Source organism: Synechococcus sp. W55.2 (assembly GCF_047461635.1).
Taxonomy (GTDB): Bacteria; Cyanobacteriota; Cyanobacteriia; order Thermostichales; family Thermostichaceae; genus Thermostichus.
The window spans coordinates 1-21,088 of sequence record NZ_JANSHM010000027.1; the positions used below are offsets into that span (position 1 = coordinate 1).

Below are 21,088 nucleotides of genomic sequence, written 5' to 3' on the forward strand. Positions count from 1 at the left end.
GTTGACCACCTGTCAACAAGAGCGGGTGGCTGCGGCCATTGCTGAAATCCTCTCAGAAAAAACCTGCCCGTAGCACTGGTTATGGTGATTTCAAATTACACTGAAGCAGCTTGTAGATTCCAGACCTCTTTCTCCTTTGGAGAGGGGCCGGGGATGAAGGAGTGATGAGGGGACTGCGGTGTTGTGGAAACGAAGCCGAAAACTAGTTCCACTACTTCAACAGACGGGAAACCTGGGGATCTTCTCCTCAGAGCAGGAATCAAGGCGCCAGGTTCGTTTTCTGCGCCGCTTCCGCTTCACCCGTATTGGGGGGCGGTTTGTCGGGATCGCCCTGTTGGTAAGTATTGCTGCTTTCAACACCGGCAACAATCCCCTGTATTTGTTGCTGGGGATGCTGCTCAGCCTTATTCTCATCAGTGGTACCCTCTCTGATCTCACCCTCAAAGATCTGGAGGTCAGCCGGCAGTTGCCTAGCCGCATTTTCGCTGGCCAGCCTGTCTTAGTGGGTCTCACGCTGGTCAATCGCAAACGGCGCCTGCCCAGCTTTTCGTTGCAGGTGAGCGAACGCATTGAGGGGCTGAGGCGGCAAGATTGGCCTTCCAGCTATGTTTTGCGGGTGGATCCCGGTGCCAAGGTGGACACTTTTTACCAGCATACTTTTTCAAGGCGGGGAGCCTGGCAGTTGCAGGGTTTTGAAGTTGCCACCAGCTTTCCATTTGAACTCTTCCGCAGGGCGGTGGAAATTAGGGATCCCCAAACGGTGATCGTGTTTCCGCGGCTCGCCCCGGTTCAAGGATTGGCGCTGTGGGATCAGCTCAGCAGCGGCAACCAATTGCGCCCCCAACCCGGTCGAGAGGGAGACTACCTGAGCTTACGGCCCTACCGCCCCCAGGACGATGTGCGCTCTGTCCATTGGAAGATCTCGGCCAAACGGGATCAACTAATCGTGCGGGAGTTGGAGCGTCCACGATCCCAAGCCATCACCCTCTGTTTTGAAAATCGCTGGCAGCCCCAGAAAGAGAGGCCCGAGATCCATCGAGACAAGTTGGAGCGAGCTGTAGAGCGCTGTGCCGGGATCCTCTTCTACTTGATGCGAGAAGGTTACCCGGTAGCACTTGTTACGTTACAAGAGCGGACTCCTTTTGGGTCAGACCTGGCCCATCAAGATCACCTGCTGACCGTGTTGGCACGACTTACTTTTGTCGGGGATCCCCAGCTCAGCCCTCCACTGGAAAGAGAACCTGATCCCTCTGTCAAGTTTGACCTCACCCCTCAAGATCGCTGTGTGCTGCTGGCCCATCCCGACCAGGATGGAAAATCTGCCCCGGCCCATCTCATCCACACGGGATCGCTGTTGCAATTTATCCCAATTGAGTGAGCTTCAGGCCCATTTTGATAGCAGGATCCATCTGAGATTGTTTGGAAAGCTTGGCTTGCAGATCCTCGCAAAGCTTTAGGTTGAACTGCTGGAGAAGTGGTGGTTCACTGCTCCAACTTTTGTCGAAATTCTGGAATGGCCCGCCGCATTTGTCGATAGCCCTCCTGAATAATCGGATCTGCTTGATGAAAATCGAAGATCCCATACTGGCTCAGCTTGGGTTGTAAGAGCAAATCCGGCGGATGTTCAGCTAAAACACTGCGGGTAACGATTTGCTCCATCACGTTCAACGTCTTGCCAATAACGTCGAAAATATTGGGACCAGAGGGCTCATCTGGAAACCATTGGCTAATTTTTTCTTGGATCCCTTGTTGTAGGGATTGATAGCGTTTGCGAATGCGGGTGATGAAGTTGGTTTCTTCTTCGATCACTTCTCCTTCAGCATTCAAGCGCTGTCGCCGTTGAAGGGTTTCTTCCACCTCTGTTTCTTCCAGTTGCGACTCCACATCCGCGGGATCCACATGGTTGAGATTGACCGCAACAACAACATCGGCCCCCATCTCTCGCACCACCCGCACTGGCACCGGGTTGACAATGCCCCCATCTCCGAGATAGCGCCCTTCGTAGTAAAAGGGTGTAAAGATCCCTGGGATAGAGATGCTGGCCCGCACGGCATCTGCCATTTTGCCCGAACGCAACAGCACCTCCTGGCCTGTGATCAAGTCGGTAGCCACACAGCAAAAGGGGATCCCGGCCTCTTCAATACACAGCTCTTGCAAATGTTCTGTCAGCAGCTCATAAATTTTGTTGCCATCCAGCAGGCCACAGGTGGGAAAGACCACATCAAACAAAGACAGGATCATCTTCCAGTTGAGATCTCGCACAAAGTCTTCCAGCTCATCCAGTTCTCCCGCTGCATAAATGGCTCCCACAAAAGCGCCAATGCTCGTCCCGGCAATATAATCAATGGGGATCCCGGCCTGCTCTAGAGCCCGAATTACGCCAATATGAGCCCATCCCCTGGCTCCGCCGCTGCCCAGTGCCAATCCCAGTTTTTTGCCCATGATTGCTCCCTCAAAAAGAAGCCCAAAAGACTTCAGGAATCTTAAACTTTGCTCTTTCTAAAATCAATTAGGTACCTGCCCTTTCCCGCAGATCGGAAGGCAGATAACTGCGTTCCCCTAAGATTTCCAGAAGGGGGCCATAGCGGTCGAACTTGACCACGCTGACCGAGGCGGCCAAAACCTCAATGCGATCCCGGTAGCGACCCAGGTCGATGCCCAGCAGGCTGCAGAGAATAACCCGAATGGTGGCCTTGTGGGAGACGATCAAGACGTGGCCGCCTGTCCATTTTTCCTGGATCTCGGCCACAACCGGCATGGCCCGATTGGCAATTTGCACGGCGGTTTCGCCCCCCGGAGGGGCGTTCCAGGCCGGCTCGGTCATCCAGCGCCAATAGGCTTCTGGGTAGGCTTCTTGCGCCTCAGCGTGGGTTTTGCCCTCCCACTCGCCGTAGTGAATTTCTCTTAGGCCCTCTCGAATCTGCATCTCCAAGCCAACTTTCTCGGCCAGGGGGCTCAAGGTAGCCAAGGCACGCCGCATCGGGCTGACGTAGAGGGCCTGCCAAGGGATCCCAGCATAGGCTGCGGCAAAGGCTTCTGCCATTTGTTTGCCTTCGGGGGTGAGGTCGGGATCGAGAGCGCCGCAAAAGCTGCCGGAACGGCTGTAGGGAGTTTCTCCGTGTCTAAGGAGGTAAAGTCTCAGGCTCATGGGAAATATGCTTATGGGAGCGAACTTTGCCACTCTAGCTGCCCAACTTTAAGCTCTCCTTATCCCCCCTCGGGGCGGTGGTTGGTGGTGGGGATGTAGATGCGGCTGCCCGCCCACTGCAATTTTTCCCGCAGAGTGCGAAAGTAGGAGAGATCTTTTTCCAGGATCATCAGCTTGGCCGGTGTAGGTGCTTGCTGAATGTGAACCCACTGGCCGGGATTCACCGACTGAGCCAACACGCCATCTGTCCACAGGCGGGTCAACCCTTCGGGATCGGCAAGAGGCCAAATGTCCACCCTGGCTGTGCCGCTGATGACAATAGGACGGCTAGACAAACTCAGGGGACAAATAGGGGTGATGATGATGGCGTCGAGGGTGGGCTCGAGGATGGGGCCATTGGCTGCCAGAGTGTAAGAGGTGGATCCCGTCGGTGTGGCCACCAGCACGCCATCCCCGTGGTACTGATCCAAAATCTCTCCGTTGACCTCGATCTCCATGATCGCGGCAGGCAGCCGTTCTCGGTTGATTGGCTTCAGGCAGATCTCATTGAGGGCATAGTAGACTTCGCTGGCCGGATGGCCTTGCGACTTTCCCTCTCCACGGGCGGCCAAGGGATCCCCTTGCCCCAACTGCGGCTGTTCCCAAATCTGGGCTTGCAACATCATGCGGGCTTGCAAGAAAAAATCCCCTGCCTGAATGCGATCCCAGGGATCCTGTTGCAGCACCCGCTCCGACTGGGCCAAAAACCCCAGCCTACCCCCCACTTTGATTGGCAAAATCGGGATCCCATAGGAGGCTAGGTATCGTGCCGCCGCCAACACCGAGCCATCTCCCCCCAGCACCACCGCCAGATCGATGGGATCCGAGGTGGCCTCCAAAAAGACTGGGTAGGGGTTGTGGTGCAAGCCAGTGGGAGCTGTCAACACCGTAACACCGCGCCGGCGCAACTGTTCAGCACACCTCTGACAAGCGGCTTTGCTCTCCCGATCCCCCTCTTTGTAGGCAATCACCACCAAGCCCAAGTCCATGGTCAACCTCATCAAGGGATCCCTGTCGATTGTCCCCTTCTTCAGACTGGGGATTGCTCAGGATAATCCAGACTATCCCCCCCAAAGTTAACCAGAAAACGTTCTCTTGGACGGTGAAACCGATCACCGCAGCTCTCCCTTGAGCGTCACTGCCCCCGCCAGAGCTTTCTTCTACAACTTTTAAGTAACAGTTAAGTAAATCTGAGAAGTCACCTTGAAGAATCAACCGAAAACCCCGCCATTTCCAACCGATGGCCCCAACTGGGATCCCTGAGTTCAGCCGCGACCTAGGCTGATGCAGACCTCAGCAATTCGGTTTATGGTATGGACATCCTCGCCTCAATCCCCCTTCTCCAAGCTGCAAACCCATGACCGCAGATCTCACCAATCGCATTTTGGGCGACCGCTACCAACTGATTCAAGAAATTGGTGGCGGTGGTATGGGATCCGTCTTCCGCGCCTTAGACTTACACAACAACGGCCAAGAGGTAGCTGTCAAGATCTTATATGCCCCCATGCTGCTGAGCCGGGGTGACTTCCAGACAGACTTGCGCCGTCGCTTTGCCGAAGAGATCCGCGTTAGCACCCTTCTGGGGCAGCATCCTCGCATCGTCAAGGTTTTGGATCACGGCCAAGAGGGGGAGCAGGCCTACTTGGTGATGGAGTACCTCAAGGGGCAGGATCTGGGCAAGCTGATCCGAGAAAAAGGGGCTTTGCCGGTTCGACAAGCCGTTCGACTAGCCTTGCAGGCCTGTGAGGGGCTGCACTTTGCCCACACGTTTCAGGCCAAGGTAGAGGGTCGCGAGATTCGAGGCGTTATCCATCGCGACATCAAACCCAGCAACCTCTTCATCGAGCAAGTTTTTCAAAATGGCAAGCTTATCCCCCAACTGAAAATCCTCGACTTTGGCGTGGCCAAAACCCTGGCGGATCACACCCTCAGCCTGGGCACCCAAAAAGGGGGAGGATTTATCGGCACAGCTCGCTACGCCTCTCCCGAACAGATACGGGGCAAAGCCTTGGATGCCCGCTCGGATATCTACTCCTTTGGGGTAGTGCTCTACGAGATGCTGACGGGATCCATGCCCTTTCAATTGGAAACTGACTCTTTGCACAGTTGGATCCACGCCCATTGTTACGAAAGCCCAATCGAGATCAACCCGAAGGCAGCCCCCCAGCCGATCCCACCCCCTTTAGCAGCCGTGGTGATGGATTGCCTGAAAAAAAACCCAGACGAACGACCGCAAACGATGCGGGAGCTGGGGGAACGACTGCTGCAAGCCTATGACCTGACGGCAACCACCCAACTCTCTAGTGGCCAAGCCAGCACTGTGATCCTGCCCACCGGCAGTGCCAAGCCTCAACAGGATGCTCCACCCTCTTCTAAGTCCAAGCCACCGATCCAAGCCACCCGCAATACAGGATCGGCTTCTGGAGCCTTTGAAGATATCCGCGATGAGGATCTGGATCTCATCGAAGATGAGCCGGTCTCTCCCCCTCCTCCAGGTGCAGGGATCCCCTATTACATCACCGAGCGGGAACCCTCCTCAGCAGAAGCTCCGCCGGAAACACCGGATCCCTCCCCCCAAAGTGAGGATGAAACTCCCAAAACGCCCTCCACAGTGATCCCAGCCAGCAACGCTCTCCCGACCGTTCAGGATCCCCCCGTCGCTCGCCCTGCCACGCCGGCACGAACCGATACTCCCCGCACTCGCCCTCTGCGGCAAGCTGCCCCCCAAACGGTTCTACAGCCTTCCGGCAGCAGTCTGAAGTGGGTCTTGGCCGGGGGATCCCTAGGCGTTATGGCTTTGCTGGCCGCCTTTTTGCTGTGGCCACGCCCAACGATCCGCGATAGCCGGGAAGAACCGGATCCGATCCCTACCGCTGAAGTAACCCCAACACCTACACTCGAACCTGCTCCCACTCCAACGCCGACACCCACCCCGACTCCAGCACCAACACCCACTCCGACACCGACGCTTACCCCTATCCCTCGATTCACCCCGCTTGTCCCTCGTACTCCTACCCCCACCCCGACTCCATCCCCCACTCCCACTGCCACACCTGCCCCAGCAACGCCAACACCTGCGGCAGAGCTGGCCCTCAGCGGCGAGTGGCTTTACGAGGGAGGATCTTTTATCTGGCAGGGATCCCTGTGCAAGGTCAATGTTGCGGCTGGCGTCCAGGAAACCGTCTCCATTCGTCAGGAGGGCAACCAGATCAGCGTTTCCTCCCCCAGCTTTTCTGAGCGCAGTGGCCAGCTCATCGGCAACCAACTTTCTGTTAGCGGCAGAATAGGGGGTAGCGGTACCCCAACCGTTGCTTGGAGTGGCACGGTCAGCCCTGACGGGCGCGTGATTCGCGGCAGAGCCACCTGTGGCAGCGCTGACTTTGCCATCAAGCTCACCCGCCAGAGCTAGAGGCCGACACCCCCCCCTCGGTCTCCGCCACCGCCGTTTTCCCTGTCGTCAGGCTTCTGCTGGATGGGAGGGGGAGGAGGAGGCGCGGCAGAGGTTTCCCTCACCACCTCGAGGGTATAGGGACCTCGGCCTGGGCTACCCGGAGCAACGCTGCGGGAATTCTGGGCCCAGTAGCTTTGCACCAGCACTGAGTAACAGCGGTCTAGCCGTACTGGGATCGTCAGCTCGGAGGTGGTGAAATCACCAGGCTTTGCGTCATCGTTGATGAAGAAGAATTCCGGATCAGTCTCCCTGTTGACATCAAGACCAAAGATGACCAGCACAGGGTCGAAGACTGGACTAGTTAGGCGGATAGTAACTCCTGTAACATTGGCTGCAGAAGGAAAGTAAAGGAATCCATCGACATAAAAGGTAAACGTGCCAGGGGGAGGTGGAACTTCCCGGGCATTTATGACATTGTCCCTCTCATCGAAGTAGATCTCCAAGTCGCTATTTGGCCCCAAGGTTCCACTGCGCCTATCCCCCTGTCGGCGCAGACCAATCGATGCAAAAAGGCCTGGACTGAAGGCTTGTTCGCAGACGTTCACCAGAGGCGGTATTGTACTCCCTCCACTTCCTCCACAGCCTGCCAAAACCGCAGCTGAGGCCAAAAGGCCCAAGAACAGCCTCTGCAGGGATCCCTGCGGAGCTCTAGAAGCATTCGATGCTGGCCCTGGCATAAGCACTCCTTCGGATCATCAATGTTCCTCTAGATTACGATGATTTGAGCAATTCTCAGCAAAATGCAGATCACTGACAGGATTTTCCCACGTTTAGGCTTGCACCGGCCTGGGGGGGCTGTTCCGCTGTTGACCTCGAGAAGGGAGCTTCAAGGGCGTAGTGGGGCCGTTGAGCCAATTTTGTCCTCAGGAAGGGATCCAGAGCAAAACCCTTTTTCGCAGTGGGCTAACCACTACTGGCGTCGGGCTTCCTGGTGAGGAAGAAATGGGCCAGGGCTGCCACACATTCTCGATCTTCGAAGAGTAGGTGGCATCGCTGCCGAACCTCCTCAGCCATGTGGTAGCGAAACTTAGAATCGGATCCCAGTTTTACGGCCAAATCCTCATAGCTTTTCAGATCCGAGGCAATTAAGCTGTCCAGCTCCATTCTTTTGAGAATGGCATAGGTATGCCGGCCCCGCATCAGCTTTCCAGGGCAAGTGATCACAGGCAATCCGACCGCAACGGCCTCTAAGGTGGTGATCCCACCTGACCAGCCATAGGAATCTAACATAAGATCGGCACAGCGGTTGAGATCCAAGTAGTCTTGATAATCCAATCCGGGCAGGATCAGGCAGTGGTCTTCTACATTGAGGCCATACAAAGAAAAAGCCCGGGTGAGCCGTTCCCGAAATTGTCGGGCAATAGCAGCATTGGGTAGAGCCAAAAAAACAAATTGAGCGTTGGGCACTCGCTGAGCAATAGCGGCAAAAAGATAGTCATATTGGGGCAGATATTTACCCAAGTATTGACAAGTTAGGTAAACCACTGCATCTTCACGCAGGCCGAAATCCTCACGATAGCGCTTTTGCTGAGGCAAAACCGGCTTTTCGAAGCAAGTGCCCAAATGAGGTAAACGAATCAGGGTTTCACTATAATGTTCTTGAGCATCCTCTGGCTCCATTAAATCGCTGGAGAGGAAATAGTCAATCGTAGAAAGTCCAGAAGTTATAGGATGAGCCCAAGTGGAGCACTGTATCGGTGCCAGTCTCAGGGAAGCCAGTTGCAGAATGAGAGGCGAAAGGCCGATCTCCAAATACACCAAAATATCCAACTGATCCTGCAGGATTTGTCGGGCTGCATCCTCAAGTCCGGTGGGAATGTGTCGAAACACATCGGCATATTGACGATACCGGTCTGTCATGAAATCGGTTCTGGGATCCAAGTGATAAGCGAAAACTTGAAACTTCTGCTTAGAGTTAGCCTGTCCATCAATCCAATTAGCATTTAGGTACTTAACCCAACCCAGAGATAAGCGGCTGTAAGAGCAAGCTCGCATGGAAGCTGAGGCAAACCCAACTCGGATGGGATCCTCTGGCTGGGATTGGTGAGGAAGATATCTCCACTGGGAATAGCAAGCGTTGACTATACGTTGAACAAACTGGGCATATTTTTTCTGTAAATCCAGGTCGTTGTAGCCTTGGTACTGTAGGTAGTGATTGGTTCCCAGTCCTGATGCCCACAGCGCTGTGCGACATTGCTCCTCTGTTTCTAGGGGAGTTTCCTCAATAAGACGATCCAGGTGCTCAACAAAGCGAGCACGAAAGGAGTTGAGCTCTTCCTCACTCTGATAGACTGCCGGCAAGTAGAGATGATAAAACCAACGAGCCTGTTCTAACTGGGGATCCAAAGCCAATGCTTTCTCCAGGTGATCCAAGGCAACAGCGTGTTCTCCTTGATCTCGGTAGGCGATAGCCAGATTCAGATGCACCTCTTCCAAAGGGATCCCTGCTGCTCGATCCGAGTTTACCAACAGGGAATTGAGCAGGGGGATCGCCTCTTCGCAGCGACGTAAGTTAACGAGGATCTTGCCAGCTTGAAAGGCGGAAAGAGTGGCATCGGGATTGAGGTTTAAGCTCTGCTGGTAGCAGGATAAGGCTTTCTCCCATTGGCCCGAAGACTCGTAGACCACGCCTAAGTTGTGATGATAAAGAGCTACGCAAGGATTTAACTCAATAGCCTCGGCAATTAGCGCAGCTGCCCATTCCAAATCCCCCTTGGTCTGGGCCACCGTTCCCAGCAGGTGCAAAGCGTCGGCTTGCTCAGGAAAATCCGCCAAGATTTCGGAGTAAATGGCCTCTGCTTGCCGCAAATCTCCTGCTTGCTGGGCTTGGATCCCGGCTAGAAGTTTGTTTGTAAGTATCCAGTCTGACATCTACTACAAGATGGCTAGAAATTCTCCTGACTTGTCTGCCCAGTATAGTTTTTTCCAGTTATAGTCAGTTCAGTTGGGGATAAGATGACTTTACAGGCAAGATAACATGCAGGTAGACCTAAAGAGGAAGCTTAGATCTGAGAGAGAGTCGTATTTGTTCCGCTCCGTGGCTCATTTTTTTACTTTGTTCAGCTACTTTACCTAAACGTAAGCTCTGCTCAGGTAACAGAGACAGCCGTAGTTACCTTGAGAAATCTCCCCCTGCCAGAGGAGATGAGAGGGATCCAACATCTGGTCAATCTGCTTGCGGTCTTGCTCAGAAGTAAACTCCACGTAAATCACCTTGATGTCTTTGAGCTGCTCTTGCAAGCTGGTCAACACCTCCACCTCATCTCCACCTGTAGCTACCCTGAGCACATCGATGGGCTCCAAACCCAACTCCTTGAGGGCTGCCCTGGCTTCCCGGAAAGGGAGCAGCTGCTCCACTCCCCACTCGGCCTGAGGATCCTCCGGCCAGAGGCGACGGGTTCTGCAACTATCCTGCCCCGCCAGCCCCACCGAATGCACAAAGCAGTTGCCCAAGCTGAGAATATTCTGCCGCAGCAGGTGTAGAGCTAGGGGATCCACCTCGAAACAGTGAATAGCCGCCTCAGGGTGAAGAGTTCTGAAACAAGCGCTGGCCACGCCCACCCCCGCTCTCACATCCACGACAACCCTGACATCAGAAAGAACAGAAACAGCAGGCTGATAGACTCGACTAAGTCTGGCCACCGTTCCTTCGTACTCGACGCCTTCGTACCCCCGCAGCCAAGCTGACGGAACGGAGCTGCGGCCTTGGACTAAGTCAATGAGAAAAGTTTCTGTTATGTTTCCCGCATTGGCAAAGAGGAGCTGGGTGTCTTCTCCCAGGATGAAAGCAAAGCTGGTTCTCAAAGGCCGCCCCAGCCGCTGCAAGTCTCCCACCGTGCACACCACCGCATCAAAGCTGGGCCAACTGCTCGGCTCCCCCCTCACCTCATGCACCCGCTCGGACACTCCAACCTGCTGCAGCAGGGCACACGGATCCCCAAACCCCTCTTCCACATACAGCTCCAGCCGCGGCAGGTCCAGCAAGTCTGCTGCTATCACTTCCGGACAACCTTGGCTAACCAGCACCTGCAGCCGCTCTTGCACTCGATGCAGCTCTTGGATGGGCTCGTAAATCCCCAGCCGTGTGTCTATCCAAGCCGAGCTGGCCGTGCTGACAAAGTAGCGCACATCAGAGCGGGGCGAGTAACGAAAGGGCTCTGGCAGCTCTCCCCCAAACACCCAGTCCAGCAGGTTCTGAATGCGGTGGCGGGGATGCCAGTGTTGGTCGAAAGTGTGATAAGCGCGGCGGGCAATTTGAATGGCCTCCTGGGGATGGTCTAGGTAGTAGCGGATTTTCTCCAGGAGTTGGGCTTCGGAGTTGTAGGTGTCGCAGTAGGTGCCGGGCGCCAAAAGTTCGTCCAATCCTGAGGCGAAGGAGAGCTGGTCGGTGAGCAGAAAGCCCCCTGCAGAAATCACTTCCAGGTTCCTTAAGTTCAGATCCCCATTTTGGCTGCAGTTAAAGGAAATCAGAGAATGGGCAAACCATTTGGCTGCCTCTTGGCGGTTGGCTGTTTTGATGAGGATGGGCAAATCTGCATTCTTTATGGCTTGAACCAGCCGGCAACGCCTGGGATGGCGGGATCCCTGTTGGCCGATAAAGACCACTTGATTTTCTCTATCTTCCACCCAATCGTGGGTGACGGTGCGCATAGAGATAAGAGGCAACCAGGCAAGATTCTCAGCGCCTGCTGCGGCAAACCAGTGCAAATGCTGGAAGTTATAGGCAGTAGCGACGTAATCAAAGCCTTCAGTAGCCCAGTAGGCCAAGAGATGGTTGATGGGAAACTCCCAGTGGTGGGTGTCTCCAGCTAGCAAGAGTGTGGGGCATTTAAACTTCCTTGTATTTAGGGGATTACTCTGGTCAACGCTGGAAGTCCAAACAATAACTAGGTCAAACTCCTTATTTGTAATTTGCTCAGACTGCTGCACAAAGTCATAGAGGTCATAGTCTCCCTCTGGGCACTCCACCAATTCCTTAGAGAGATTGACAAAGTTTAGTCCAAAGCGCTTGGCTCTCCTCTTGGGGCAAAGACTGACCTGCCGATCTGAAAGCTGCGGGGGCGGGATATAGTCTGGCGGAGTTGGCTAATTGAGGAGAATTCGCGGAGCATTGGCCTTGATGTCTTGCATTTCTCGACTCCCCAAGTTGAGCGGCAGGTTCTTCTAGCTCCTACAGGCTACTAGGATTGGACACAACAACAAGGGATCTCTGTTGCCCTGGAAAACGATAAGCCGAGCATAGGTTATAAGCAACCCCATGGATCCCTGTCTGCAAGAGCCGAATCCAGTTTACCTGCCTGGATGGCCCCTACCCAAGACGAGCTCTCCTACGACAATGGCATACCCATGGAAAGCTGGCGGCACACGTGCCAGATGGACTTGCTCATCTCCACCACCCATGCCGAGCGAGGTTTTGAGGCTGTACCCAGCGAAGTGGGAGGGTAGGAGGCCACCTGGATTCTGTGGGCCACTGCCGCTGGGGAACTGATGCCTGCCAAGGCTGAACTGGAGCAGCAAAGGGCTGAGCGCCTGGCCTAAAAGTTGTGAGAACTGGGGGTGGATCCGGGTACATTAAGCTAGAGCAGACGTCAGGGATCCCTCCCCATGGATTGCCAAGACCTTGCTCAGGATCTTCTCCTAGAACTGGAGCAAGCTCAGAGTCTCACCCAGCTCTTAGATTGGGCTTTAGCCTGCCTTCCTAGCCAGCAAATCTTCTGCCAGATTGGCTGGGAAGAGTCCGCAGCTGTTTTGCAGGCAATGCTTCGCTATCCTGAAAAGTTAGCAGTGATTCTACGGAATCCCCTACAGAGCTCATCCGAAAAGTCAATCAGCACAGAAGATATCCAAACTCAAATTTCTCAATTGGGATTAGAAGAACGGGTTCTACTTTTGGAAGGTTCTGTTCCTGCCCTTCTAGCAGATCTATGGCACTGGTTCCCAGAGACCCAGATTGGCGTTTGCTTCCAGACTGAGCTCACCGATTATCGCACCCATCTACTTCGATCGTTGCTACTGCGGAATTACTTGGCTGACTTAGCCCTATACTTAGTTAACCATTGCCGCTACGGAGCCATAGCCCAAGCCAACCTAGATTTGATGGGGGTGGATCCCAGTTTTCACCTGCAGAAGATTTTGCCCAATCTAGGCCAAGGGATCCATCTCCTCACTTGGGATCCCCAGCACAAAGGGTTAACCGAGCAGGATCTCGCTCACATCCAAGCAATTGGCCCTGGATCACTGCTGGCAGCTAACCCGGTATTCCTGACTTTTACCCAGCCGGATCCCTCAGAACCCAACCGGTTTTACCCCTGTAAATACATCAAGCTGGATAACTTCCTGCCTCAAGAGCTCAACCAAGCCATTCTCCAACATGCCATTACCCACCAAGACAAGTTTATCCCTTCCAAGAGCTACAGCAAGAGCAACACCGAGGCAGAGTCACTAAAATTTCGCCGCTCCCTGAGGCTGGACTTCGCTTACTTTCAGGAGCATGGATCCCTGCTGCGAGAAAAAATTGCGGCTGTTGCTCCCCAAATCTTCGCCGAGCTAGGCATTGAGAACTTTGACATTCAAATCTTTGAGATGGAGATGATTGCCAGCCATGATGGCTGCTTCTTTACCGCCCACACCGATAACTCCTACCCACAAACTGCCTTCCGCCAGGTGAGCTGCGTATATTACTTTCACAAAGAGCCAAAGCCTTATCGAGGAGGTGAGCTGCGCATCTACGATACCCAAAGGCAAAAACCTCATCCGCCACTCCTGCACGGAGCATACGATGAGGTGATCCCGACCAACAATAGCATCGTCTTCTTCTCCAGCAGTTGCCTACATGAGATCCTGCCGGTATTTAGCCCTAGCCAAGCCTTTGCCGATAGCCGCTTCACTATCAATACTTGGCTAGGAGCCAAGCAATTCACCTAAAGGCTTGCAGCTCCACCATGGCCAGAGTTTGCATAATTACCACTGTTCGGGATCCAGGCGTGTGCTTGGAGTCGTTCATTCGCTATCACCTTGCCCTTGGAATTGCCCATATTTATATCTTCTTTGACGATCCAGAGGATCCCGCTATTCAGGTGGCACTTCAGTTTTCCGATGTAACGGCTATTCCCAACGATGAAGCTTTGCAAGTCCAACAAGCATTGGGGAATGTTCTCTACCCAAAATATGGCCCTCATGTTGGCTATGAGGTCATGGCTCGTCAGATCCTTAACGTAGAAATGGCTATACAACTTGCCTTGGATCAAAACATGGACTGGATTCTTCGTATTGACGGAGACGAGCTTTTTTATCCTGGCCAGACAACGGCTCCAAATTGGTTTGATCGAGTAAGCGACGACATATTTCAAGTTACGTTCCTAAACCACGAAGCAGCTCCTGAAGTATTTGAAGTCGAGGACTATTTTCGCGATGTCACTCTATTTAAGAAAAACCCTGCTGCCTTAGAGCCAGGACTCTGTACTGAGTTTCAGAGAGTTTCCGGCAAGAGTCAATACTTTTTAGCTTATCAAAATGGAAAGTCAGCAGCTCGGATCTATCCCTCTCTTCTGCCTAACAGCGTACATAGCTTTGATATTCCAGGGGATCATACTCTAGTAACGTCGTCTCCCTCTATTTTGCACTACTTGAACTGCGGATTCCAGAACTACTATAAAAAATACGCCCAACTGGGAAACTTTCCCGACTACTGGTGGCGCTCCAAGTCTAATCCTATTCGGGTGCCTTTTCACTTAACCTCACGGGATGCTTACTGCTCGGGAGATAGAACTCGCATGGAAGCTCTCTATCAGGAGTTTATACTTTACAACAATCCTGAAGCCAGTCAAAGCCTCATGGAAAACGGCATTCTCACACGCATTTGCTACCCTTCCCAGCTACTGTCATCTCTCTCTACCTCACCGGTTTAGTCTGAGCTCTTATCCGCTCTCCAGTGCGAGACTAGTCAGGGTAAGAAAAAGGCTCCCTATAGGGAGCCATGGAGTACTTGAAGTGAAAAGAGAAATTATTCAAAGACGTTGCAGCTCTTACCAACAAAGGTAGCCAGATCAGTCACAGCTGCCTCCTGCGCTCCCAGCCCAATGGTGCATTGAATGTTTGAACCAGACCTGGTGATGTATGGAGCACCTTTGGATGTTGTGTCCCACCTTAGTGCGTGAGGAGCACTGGTCGAACGGTTACTAGCCACTGGTGTCTGGTAGTTGGGAGCCCTCCACGGATCGTTCATGTACTTGTCCTTATTTGCTCCACCGTGCTTGATCGTAGCATACTCGTCAGGATAGACGCCGAAGTCGAGTCGGTAGACTTCAGAAGCACGGCCTACTTCAGTGAGAGCCGCTTGAGCTTCGGCTGTACGGGAGCGGCGCACTTGGTTTAAGAACTGCGGGATTGCCACTGCAGACAGCACACCCACAATTACAATCACCACCAACAGCTCAATCAGGGTGAAGCCCTTGGCTTTGGAGAGAATTTGCTGAGCCAGTTTGGCCCGCAACAGAGACTGACGAGACTTTGCGCTCATGAGTACCAGATCCTTTAGCAAACTAGAGAGTTAACTGTGCAGTTCACCTGCTAGTGCTAACTTACCCCGCTCAAGGGCGATTCATAACAGCCTGCTCCCTGGCGCAATTGCGGATTTTTGCCAGATGAGCCTGACACAGGTCAGTGGTTTAGCTGAGCCGGCCTCAGCATGGCAGATTAAGACTAGCACTCTTCCTTCAACCTATGAACCCTGCGCTGCAAGCCCGGATCCTGGAAGCCAAGCAACTGTTTCAGCAGTCTCCCGATGCTTTTGTGGAGTGGTTGGTGGCTTTTTACCGAGAGCAAGACGCAAAGGATTGGCGGGAGTTCCTGTGGGGTTTCTTTGACCTCTCCTCAGCCAATGATTTGGCTTCCCCCTCTGAGCCAGAGGCAATTACCTTGTCAGCGCTGGAGCAGGCCTTGGCTGCTGGCCAGCTGAGCCTTGCTTACCAGCTCTACACGCCTCTGGTGAGAACAGGGATCCTGTCCCAGGAGAAAGTCTTGGATTTGTTGCTATCCCTCGCAGGTCGTCTGGAAAACAGCCCCACGCAGGGTCCACTGCAGCCTCTCCAGATTTGTCTGAAGCTGCGGGAGATGGCCTTTGAGCTGGATCCAAGCCGGCGGGACAATACTCAAGTTTTGCTGATGCGGGCTCTGCAAGCTCAGGACGAGCTGGCCGTAGGCTTTTACGGGCAGGCTTTACTCGAGCACTTGGCCAGTTTGGAAGACGATGAGACCTTGGACATCACCCAAGAGCCGCTCCTGACCCAGTTACTCACCCAACTCTGGGATGACGGCTACTTGGATTTGTTTTTTGAGTTGGCCACAGCCTTACAAGCTCATCTGCTGGAGAGTCAACAATCCGGATTTGCCGCTTTACTGGCCCAACTGGCTCATGCTGCGGATCCCGAGCAGGCGAAGCGCTATGAAGGTTTGTGGACGATAGAGGACTTAATCGGTGACTTTTTTCAGAGGGCAGCCCGCGCCTTCTTCCAGAACTCTACCAGTGATGGCTATTCCATTTTAGGAGAAGCTCTCATCACGGCGGCCGAGAGCTCACAGGTGCAAGAGAACTTTACTCTTCGTCTATCCCTTCTATCAGAATCGATGGAAAAGTTGATCCATGCTGCCCAGCCAGAACGGATAAACCTTGTTATCCAGAAAATTATAGACTTAATTTTATCGAGGGAAGCCGACTTAGGATCACTAAGAATTAACGATGAAAATCTACTCGAGAGTCTAACGATTGCTAAAGCCATTCTGTTTCGAGTTTGCTTTTGCTGGAGCTATCTAACTGATGATCGTTCTCTGATTCGTCGTTACCAGCAGATTGGTGGTAGAATCTTTAACGATTGCCTAAGCTTAATGGCTTTTCAGCGAGACTTCCTCTGGTCAGAGTATTGGCAGAGAAACCAGCAAGATTACTGCAGATCCGGTAGAGCTGAGCGCAAGTTGCGAGTGGGCTTTTTGGGTAGCTGCTTTCATCGGCACTCGGTTGGCTTTCTCAGTGAGGCTACTCTCAGGAACCTATCTCGCGATCTTCTGGACGTTGTCTACTACTACTACCAGGGGTGGAAAAATGAAGATATGGCCAGTCATGACAATATGTATCAAAAGTTTCGCTCTCACGAAAATCTCCATTTTCGCTTTTTTCCAGGAGAAACCAAGCCGCCTCAAGTAGCTGCTCAAGCGCGTGAGGATCGCATCGATATTATGATATTTATGGACTCTATTACCTGCCACGATGCGAATATTGTAGCAGCTTTGCGAGCTGCCCCCATCCAAATTGGTTGGCTTGGCGGAGATGCTGTCGGTTTGCCAGAATTTGATTACTTTTTCGCCGATCCCTATATCCTTCCTGAAGATGCACAGGCCGATTACCACGAAAAAATTATCCGCTTGCCTAGCTACTGTGCTGTGGACTATCTGGACGTCCTGCCCGCTGATAAGATAGATTTCAGAGCTAAGCTGAGAATCGATCCGCAAGATATTGTTCTTCTAACTGCGGCCAGTGCCTACAAGCGCACCCCTGAATGCATTGATGCTCACCTGCAGATTCTAAAAGCCGTACCTAACGGTATCCTAATTGTCAAAGGCTCAGGGGAAATTGCCACAGTTATCAGGCGTTACCAGGAAAGAGCTAAGGAATTGGATGTTTTGGATCGCGTCCGTTTTCTAGCTCAAGCAAGCAGCGTGGAAGAGCACCGGGGCCAACTAGCTTTGGTGGATCTTGTTCTCGATACCTTTCCCTACACAGGTGCAACCCACACTATGGAAGCTCTCTACATGGGTGTGCCAGTTCTTACCTTAGTAGGTCGCCATTACTACGGCCGAATGAGCTACAGTCTGCTAAAAAATATCGGTCTTGAAGATTGTATCACTTGGTCAGTAGAAGAGTTTATCCAACGTGGGATCCAACTGGGCAATGGTCCAAAGTGGATTAACCAGATCAAGAGGAATATCAGGGATTCCCGTCGTTGGTCAGTAATTTGGGATCCAAGAGAACATGCTCGCAGCATGGAAGCTGCCTTCTTCCATATTCTAGAAGGTAAATCCCACGAAACTTATACGTTTCACCCCAACGACTTGTACTCAACTCCAGATGAATGGAACCAAGCTGGGATCGAGCTCATTCGATCCCTAAGTGCTGATGCTTCAGTCTCAACACGTCAATCTGCTTGGGAAGAGGCACTATCCCTGTGGCGAAGAAGTTTGGCTAAGGATCCCCGCCATATTCCCTGCTGGCTAAATCGAATTCATGCCCTGCTGGTACTGGGCGATCGTTCTCGTGCCTTTGAAGATGCCTATGCTCTACTAGAGTTTCTGTGTACAGAAGCGGCAGGTTTACGTCCTTCCAAAGCGATAGATCTCCCCATCTGGGTTGAAAGCGAAGTTTCTGCCCGCCCAAATGCTTACACGAAACACAGTTACCTCTATTATTTAGCCAGATGGATAGCTACTCATATTGGAGTCGTATACAGCCCAGAAGCCATGCGATTTTGGAACCTAACTTATTCGATAGATCCAGATGATGAACAAGCAGCTCTGGCGGTAGCGATTGAGCTTCTCTCGCAGAAAAAGATAGAAGGGCTAATACCAATTAACCATATACTTAGCCTTGATCCAACTCATCGCCAAGCATGCCTGGTCAAGGAAATTGCACTGTGGGAGGTTGTGTCTCAAGTGCAAACAGCCTCTTTCCCTGCGCAGCCCGATCTCTATTTTGACTATGAAAATTGCAGACTCTCCCTCGAGCCTTCGTTCTCGAGTATCGTCACCCGCGTCCTACTTACTCAAGGAGAATGGTTTGAGAGCGAGATTAGCTTCTGCAAGCACTTTTTAAGACCAGGGATGAACGTAATCGATGTAGGGGCAAATGTTGGAGTATATACTTTCCTTGCTGCGCATCGAGTAGGCCCTACGGGTAGTGTAATCGCAATTGAGCCCACGGCTTCTTGTCTTCAGTGTATGCGGAAGACAATAAGTGCCAGCTCCCTAGAGGATGTTGTCTTCCTTATCGAAGCTGCTGCCGGTGAGCATGAAGGCACTGTTCAGTTAGGAGAAGAAAGATCTGGGGCATTTAACTCTATCGGAAATCCGAAGCAGGCATCAGGGCAGGCGTCAAATAATGGTGAAGGAAAAATTGTGAATCTTGTTACCCTGGACTCTGTGTGGCGTTCGAAAGGTGAACCCCGGATTGATCTTATCAAGATTGATGTAGAAGGCGCGGAAGAGCAGGTCGTTTCCGGCAGTCTAGAGTTGCTTGCCGCCAGTCACCCTGTTCTTATTCTTGAAAACAAGCACGGCCCTAAAGTTACTGGAACTTCTACAGCTAAAATACTGGAGCCTTTGGGATATGAGTTTTACACCTACAACCATTTCCTGAATAAGCTAGCCAAGATCAAGGTCAAGACTCAGCAATACTCGATTTCTACTCTAAACATTATTGCGATTCATCCTTCAGATCTGGAAAAAGTTGCAGACATGATATCGGTTTAGAAAGTTGGATCCGAATTTTGCTCTTTTGCTTGTGTTGAGCAAGGAGCTTTCCAGGGCTGGGTGGTTTCTGTTGTACGAGCAAGTCATTCAACTTTTCTGGGGAACAGAGCTTGCAGTGGGGGTGGGCAATCGTAAGTAGACAGCTCATGCCAAGAAGTCCAACTGACGTTAGACACTGCAGGCGCCGCGAGCAAGCCAATTTGAGCAAATTCAACTAACCGGAAGAGCGTAGCAACTGCATCAGCTGCTGGGGCGTCATCTGCTCGTAGGGCTCAAAGGGCTGGTGGATCCAAGGGTTATCCGGCAAATAGTCCACATAGTAGTCGGGTTGATAGACGGAGGCGGCCTTGTACCACAGTACGCCGGTGCGGATCTCCTCGATGTAGAAGCCGTAGTGGTGCTTGAGCCAGTGGACAGAGCGCTTTAGGGTCATGCCAGAGTCTGCCAGATCGTCCACCAACAGCACGTGGCTGCCCAGGTTGGCGGTGGTCATGGCTAGATCCCGCGAGAAGGTCAGTTGCCCCCGCTGGCGGTTACCGGGCCCAGAGTAGGAAGAGGCTGAGAGAATAGCCAGGGGCAGGTCGAAAAGACGGGCCAAGGTATCGCCGATGCGCAGCCCCCCCTTGGCAATACAGACGATTTGGTTAAATTCCCACCCGCTTTCGTAGACTTTGACGGCCAACTCCTCGATTTTGCGGTGGTAGTCGGCCCAGGTAATGGAAATTTCGTGCAAGGGATCCCCCTCTACCCATCTAGAGTGCTCAGTTTAATAATGACGCTTCTCCCCTCGACTAGGGACTAGCTTTCTTTCAGAGGGATCACCTTCACCCAATGGGCATAGACGGGATCCCGATTTTCGGTAATTGCCGTCAGCTTCTGCCGCAACTGCTCGGTGATGGGGCGGGAGGGGGGCAGGACGTACTGCTCGATCTGGCGGATGGGCGTAATCTTGGCAGCAGTGCCAGTCAGGAAAGCTTCATCGGCAATCAACAGCTCCGACTTATCGACAGGCCGTTCTTGGGTAGGGATCCCCAGATCACGGGCCAGGGTGAGGACACTGTCGCGGGTGATCCCTTCCAAGATATCTTGGTCGAAGCTGGGGGTAATCAGCACGCCATTGCGCACGATGAAGATGTTCATGCCCGAGGCTTCGCTCACTTTGCCCTGGGAGTTCATCAAAATGGCCTCGTCATAGCCAGCCTGCGCCGCCTCGGTTTTGGCCAAAGAGGAAGTGATGTAGGCGCCGGTGATCTTGCCCCGCAATGGTAGGCTGCGATCCTCTTGCCGGGCCCAAGAGCTGATGCGGCAACTGACTCCCTCTGGCGAGAGGTAGTCCCCCAGTTCCAAGCCGTACACGAAAAAGTCTTTCTCAATGTTGTGCAGCCGCGGCGAGATGCCTAGGTCGGAGGTGTACACCAAGGGGCGGATGTAGAAAGACGTGGAGGGACGGTTTTTTCGGATCAGCTCGACGATCACCTGCTCAATCCGTTCAGCAGGGAGATCAAAACAGAGCAGGCGGGCGCTTTGACTCAGTCGTCGGCAATGGCGATCCAGACGGAACACCAGAACTTGATCCGGGTTTTGCGGATCAGGGATCCCGCGTAGGCCGCCGAACGCCGCTGTCCCGTAGTGCAGAGCATGGGTGGCAATGGAGATCTTCGCCTCAGCAAAGGGGACAATCTGGCCCTGAAAGTAGGCGTAGGGCAGAAAATCTGGCATGGTCGGCACCCACCGGGGTAGGAATGAGAGGTAGGAATATTATCACCGATTCGTGCAGCGCCGGTAGCCCCAACCTTGGAGCTGCACAGGACGCCGACATTGCTTCTCTGCCTGGGGCAGCAGCACTCGAGATGGGTGTAGGTGCATTCCTTCCCTACAGCGGTGTTCTTCAGCCAGTCCATTTCTGAGAGGGCTAGATTGGAGGAGCAAACAGT

The 21,088-nt window shown here is 53.0% G+C and carries 15 protein-coding genes; 6 read left to right on the forward strand and 9 right to left on the reverse strand.

Annotation, left to right across the window (positions count from 1 at the left end; genetic code table 11):
• Positions 1–334: 334 nt before the first annotated feature.
• Entirely contained in the window at positions 335–1,378 is a 1,044-nt protein-coding gene (locus tag NW828_RS07150) for a DUF58 domain-containing protein (protein ID WP_414382857.1), read from the forward strand.
• Positions 1,379–1,482: 104 nt separating this feature from the next.
• Here the strand turns inward: NW828_RS07150 and NW828_RS07155 are convergent, their stop codons facing one another.
• The 3 genes from NW828_RS07155 to NW828_RS07165 form a co-directional block, all read right to left on the reverse strand.
• Positions 1,483–2,442 carry a patatin-like phospholipase family protein gene (locus NW828_RS07155; RefSeq protein ID WP_414382859.1) on the reverse strand — a complete coding sequence of 320 codons (960 nt, stop codon included), beginning with the start codon at positions 2,440–2,442 and terminating at the stop codon, positions 1,483–1,485.
• Positions 2,443–2,509: 67 nt separating this feature from the next.
• Positions 2,510–3,148 carry a histidine phosphatase family protein gene (locus NW828_RS07160; protein WP_011432118.1) on the reverse strand — a complete coding sequence of 213 codons (639 nt, stop codon included), beginning with the start codon at positions 3,146–3,148 and terminating at the stop codon, positions 2,510–2,512.
• Positions 3,149–3,207: 59 nt separating this feature from the next.
• Complete coding sequence (locus tag NW828_RS07165; RefSeq protein ID WP_414382894.1) at positions 3,208–4,176, reverse strand: NAD(+) kinase; 969 nt, start codon at positions 4,174–4,176, stop codon at positions 3,208–3,210.
• 368 nt (positions 4,177–4,544) lie between these two features.
• Between NW828_RS07165 and NW828_RS07170 the strand changes: the two genes are divergently transcribed.
• On the forward strand, positions 4,545–6,596 hold the full coding sequence (locus NW828_RS07170; protein ID WP_414382861.1) for a serine/threonine protein kinase: 2,052 nt from the start codon (positions 4,545–4,547) through the stop codon (positions 6,594–6,596).
• On the opposite strand, the gene NW828_RS07175 is transcribed toward NW828_RS07170, so the two are convergent.
• From NW828_RS07175 to NW828_RS07185, 3 genes are all read right to left on the reverse strand, one after another.
• Positions 6,593–7,081, reverse strand: a complete 489-nt coding sequence (locus NW828_RS07175) for a hypothetical protein (RefSeq protein WP_414382863.1) — start codon at positions 7,079–7,081, stop codon at positions 6,593–6,595. The two genes, NW828_RS07170 and NW828_RS07175, sit on opposite strands and share 4 nt — an antisense overlap.
• Positions 7,082–7,541: 460 nt before the next feature.
• Positions 7,542–9,509 (reverse strand): tetratricopeptide repeat protein, encoded by a 1,968-nt coding sequence (locus NW828_RS07180; RefSeq protein WP_414382865.1) that lies wholly within the window; start codon positions 9,507–9,509, stop codon positions 7,542–7,544.
• 201 nt (positions 9,510–9,710) lie between these two features.
• Entirely contained in the window at positions 9,711–11,705 is a 1,995-nt protein-coding gene (locus NW828_RS07185; protein WP_414382895.1) for a glycosyltransferase, read from the reverse strand.
• 234 nt (positions 11,706–11,939) lie between these two features.
• On the opposite strand from NW828_RS07185, the gene NW828_RS07190 reads away from it, so the two are divergent.
• The 3 genes from NW828_RS07190 (at position 11,940) to NW828_RS07200 (ending at position 14,545) form a co-directional block, all read left to right on the forward strand.
• Entirely contained in the window at positions 11,940–12,083 is a 144-nt protein-coding gene (locus NW828_RS07190; RefSeq protein WP_011432125.1) for a hypothetical protein, read from the forward strand.
• Between the two features lie 579 nt (positions 12,084–12,662).
• Positions 12,663–13,562, forward strand: a complete 900-nt coding sequence (locus NW828_RS07195; protein WP_414382867.1) for a 2OG-Fe(II) oxygenase — start codon at positions 12,663–12,665, stop codon at positions 13,560–13,562.
• Between the two features lie 17 nt (positions 13,563–13,579).
• Entirely contained in the window at positions 13,580–14,545 is a 966-nt protein-coding gene (locus tag NW828_RS07200) for a glycosyltransferase family 2 protein (protein ID WP_414382869.1), read from the forward strand.
• 95 nt (positions 14,546–14,640) lie between these two features.
• Here NW828_RS07200 and NW828_RS07205 read toward each other — a convergent pair whose 3' ends face one another.
• On the reverse strand, positions 14,641–15,156 hold the full coding sequence (locus tag NW828_RS07205; RefSeq protein ID WP_414382871.1) for a type IV pilin protein: 516 nt from the start codon (positions 15,154–15,156) through the stop codon (positions 14,641–14,643).
• A 203-nt stretch (positions 15,157–15,359) separates the two neighbouring features.
• On the opposite strand from NW828_RS07205, the gene NW828_RS07210 reads away from it, so the two are divergent.
• On the forward strand, positions 15,360–19,154 hold the full coding sequence (locus NW828_RS07210) for an FkbM family methyltransferase (protein ID WP_414382873.1): 3,795 nt from the start codon (positions 15,360–15,362) through the stop codon (positions 19,152–19,154).
• A 214-nt stretch (positions 19,155–19,368) separates the two neighbouring features.
• On the opposite strand, the gene NW828_RS07215 is transcribed toward NW828_RS07210, so the two are convergent.
• Positions 19,369–19,887, reverse strand: a complete 519-nt coding sequence (locus tag NW828_RS07215) for a phosphoribosyltransferase (protein ID WP_414329088.1) — start codon at positions 19,885–19,887, stop codon at positions 19,369–19,371.
• 65 nt (positions 19,888–19,952) lie between these two features.
• A complete protein-coding gene (locus tag NW828_RS07220; RefSeq protein WP_011432133.1) occupies positions 19,953–20,873 on the reverse strand; it encodes a branched-chain amino acid transaminase in 921 nt (306 codons plus the stop codon).
• Positions 20,874–21,088: the final 215 nt, after the last annotated feature.

Excerpts from the sequence above, each read along its gene's own strand:
- NW828_RS07155 (WP_414382859.1), bottom strand. The coding sequence starts at position 2,442 with ATGGGCAAAAAACTGGGATTGGCACTGGGCAGCGGCGGAGCCAGGGGA.
- NW828_RS07160 (WP_011432118.1), bottom strand. The coding sequence starts at position 3,148 with ATGAGCCTGAGACTTTACCTCCTTAGACACGGAGAAACTCCCTACAGC.
- NW828_RS07165 (WP_414382894.1), bottom strand. The coding sequence starts at position 4,176 with ATGGACTTGGGCTTGGTGGTGATTGCCTACAAAGAGGGGGATCGGGAG.
- NW828_RS07170 (WP_414382861.1), top strand. The coding sequence starts at position 4,545 with ATGACCGCAGATCTCACCAATCGCATTTTGGGCGACCGCTACCAACTG.
- NW828_RS07180 (WP_414382865.1), bottom strand. The coding sequence starts at position 9,509 with ATGTCAGACTGGATACTTACAAACAAACTTCTAGCCGGGATCCAAGCC.
- NW828_RS07190 (WP_011432125.1), top strand. The coding sequence starts at position 11,940 with ATGGCCCCTACCCAAGACGAGCTCTCCTACGACAATGGCATACCCATG.
- NW828_RS07200 (WP_414382869.1), top strand. The coding sequence starts at position 13,580 with ATGGCCAGAGTTTGCATAATTACCACTGTTCGGGATCCAGGCGTGTGC.
- NW828_RS07205 (WP_414382871.1), bottom strand. The coding sequence starts at position 15,156 with ATGAGCGCAAAGTCTCGTCAGTCTCTGTTGCGGGCCAAACTGGCTCAG.
- NW828_RS07210 (WP_414382873.1), top strand. The coding sequence starts at position 15,360 with ATGAACCCTGCGCTGCAAGCCCGGATCCTGGAAGCCAAGCAACTGTTT.
- NW828_RS07220 (WP_011432133.1), bottom strand. The coding sequence starts at position 20,873 with ATGCCAGATTTTCTGCCCTACGCCTACTTTCAGGGCCAGATTGTCCCC.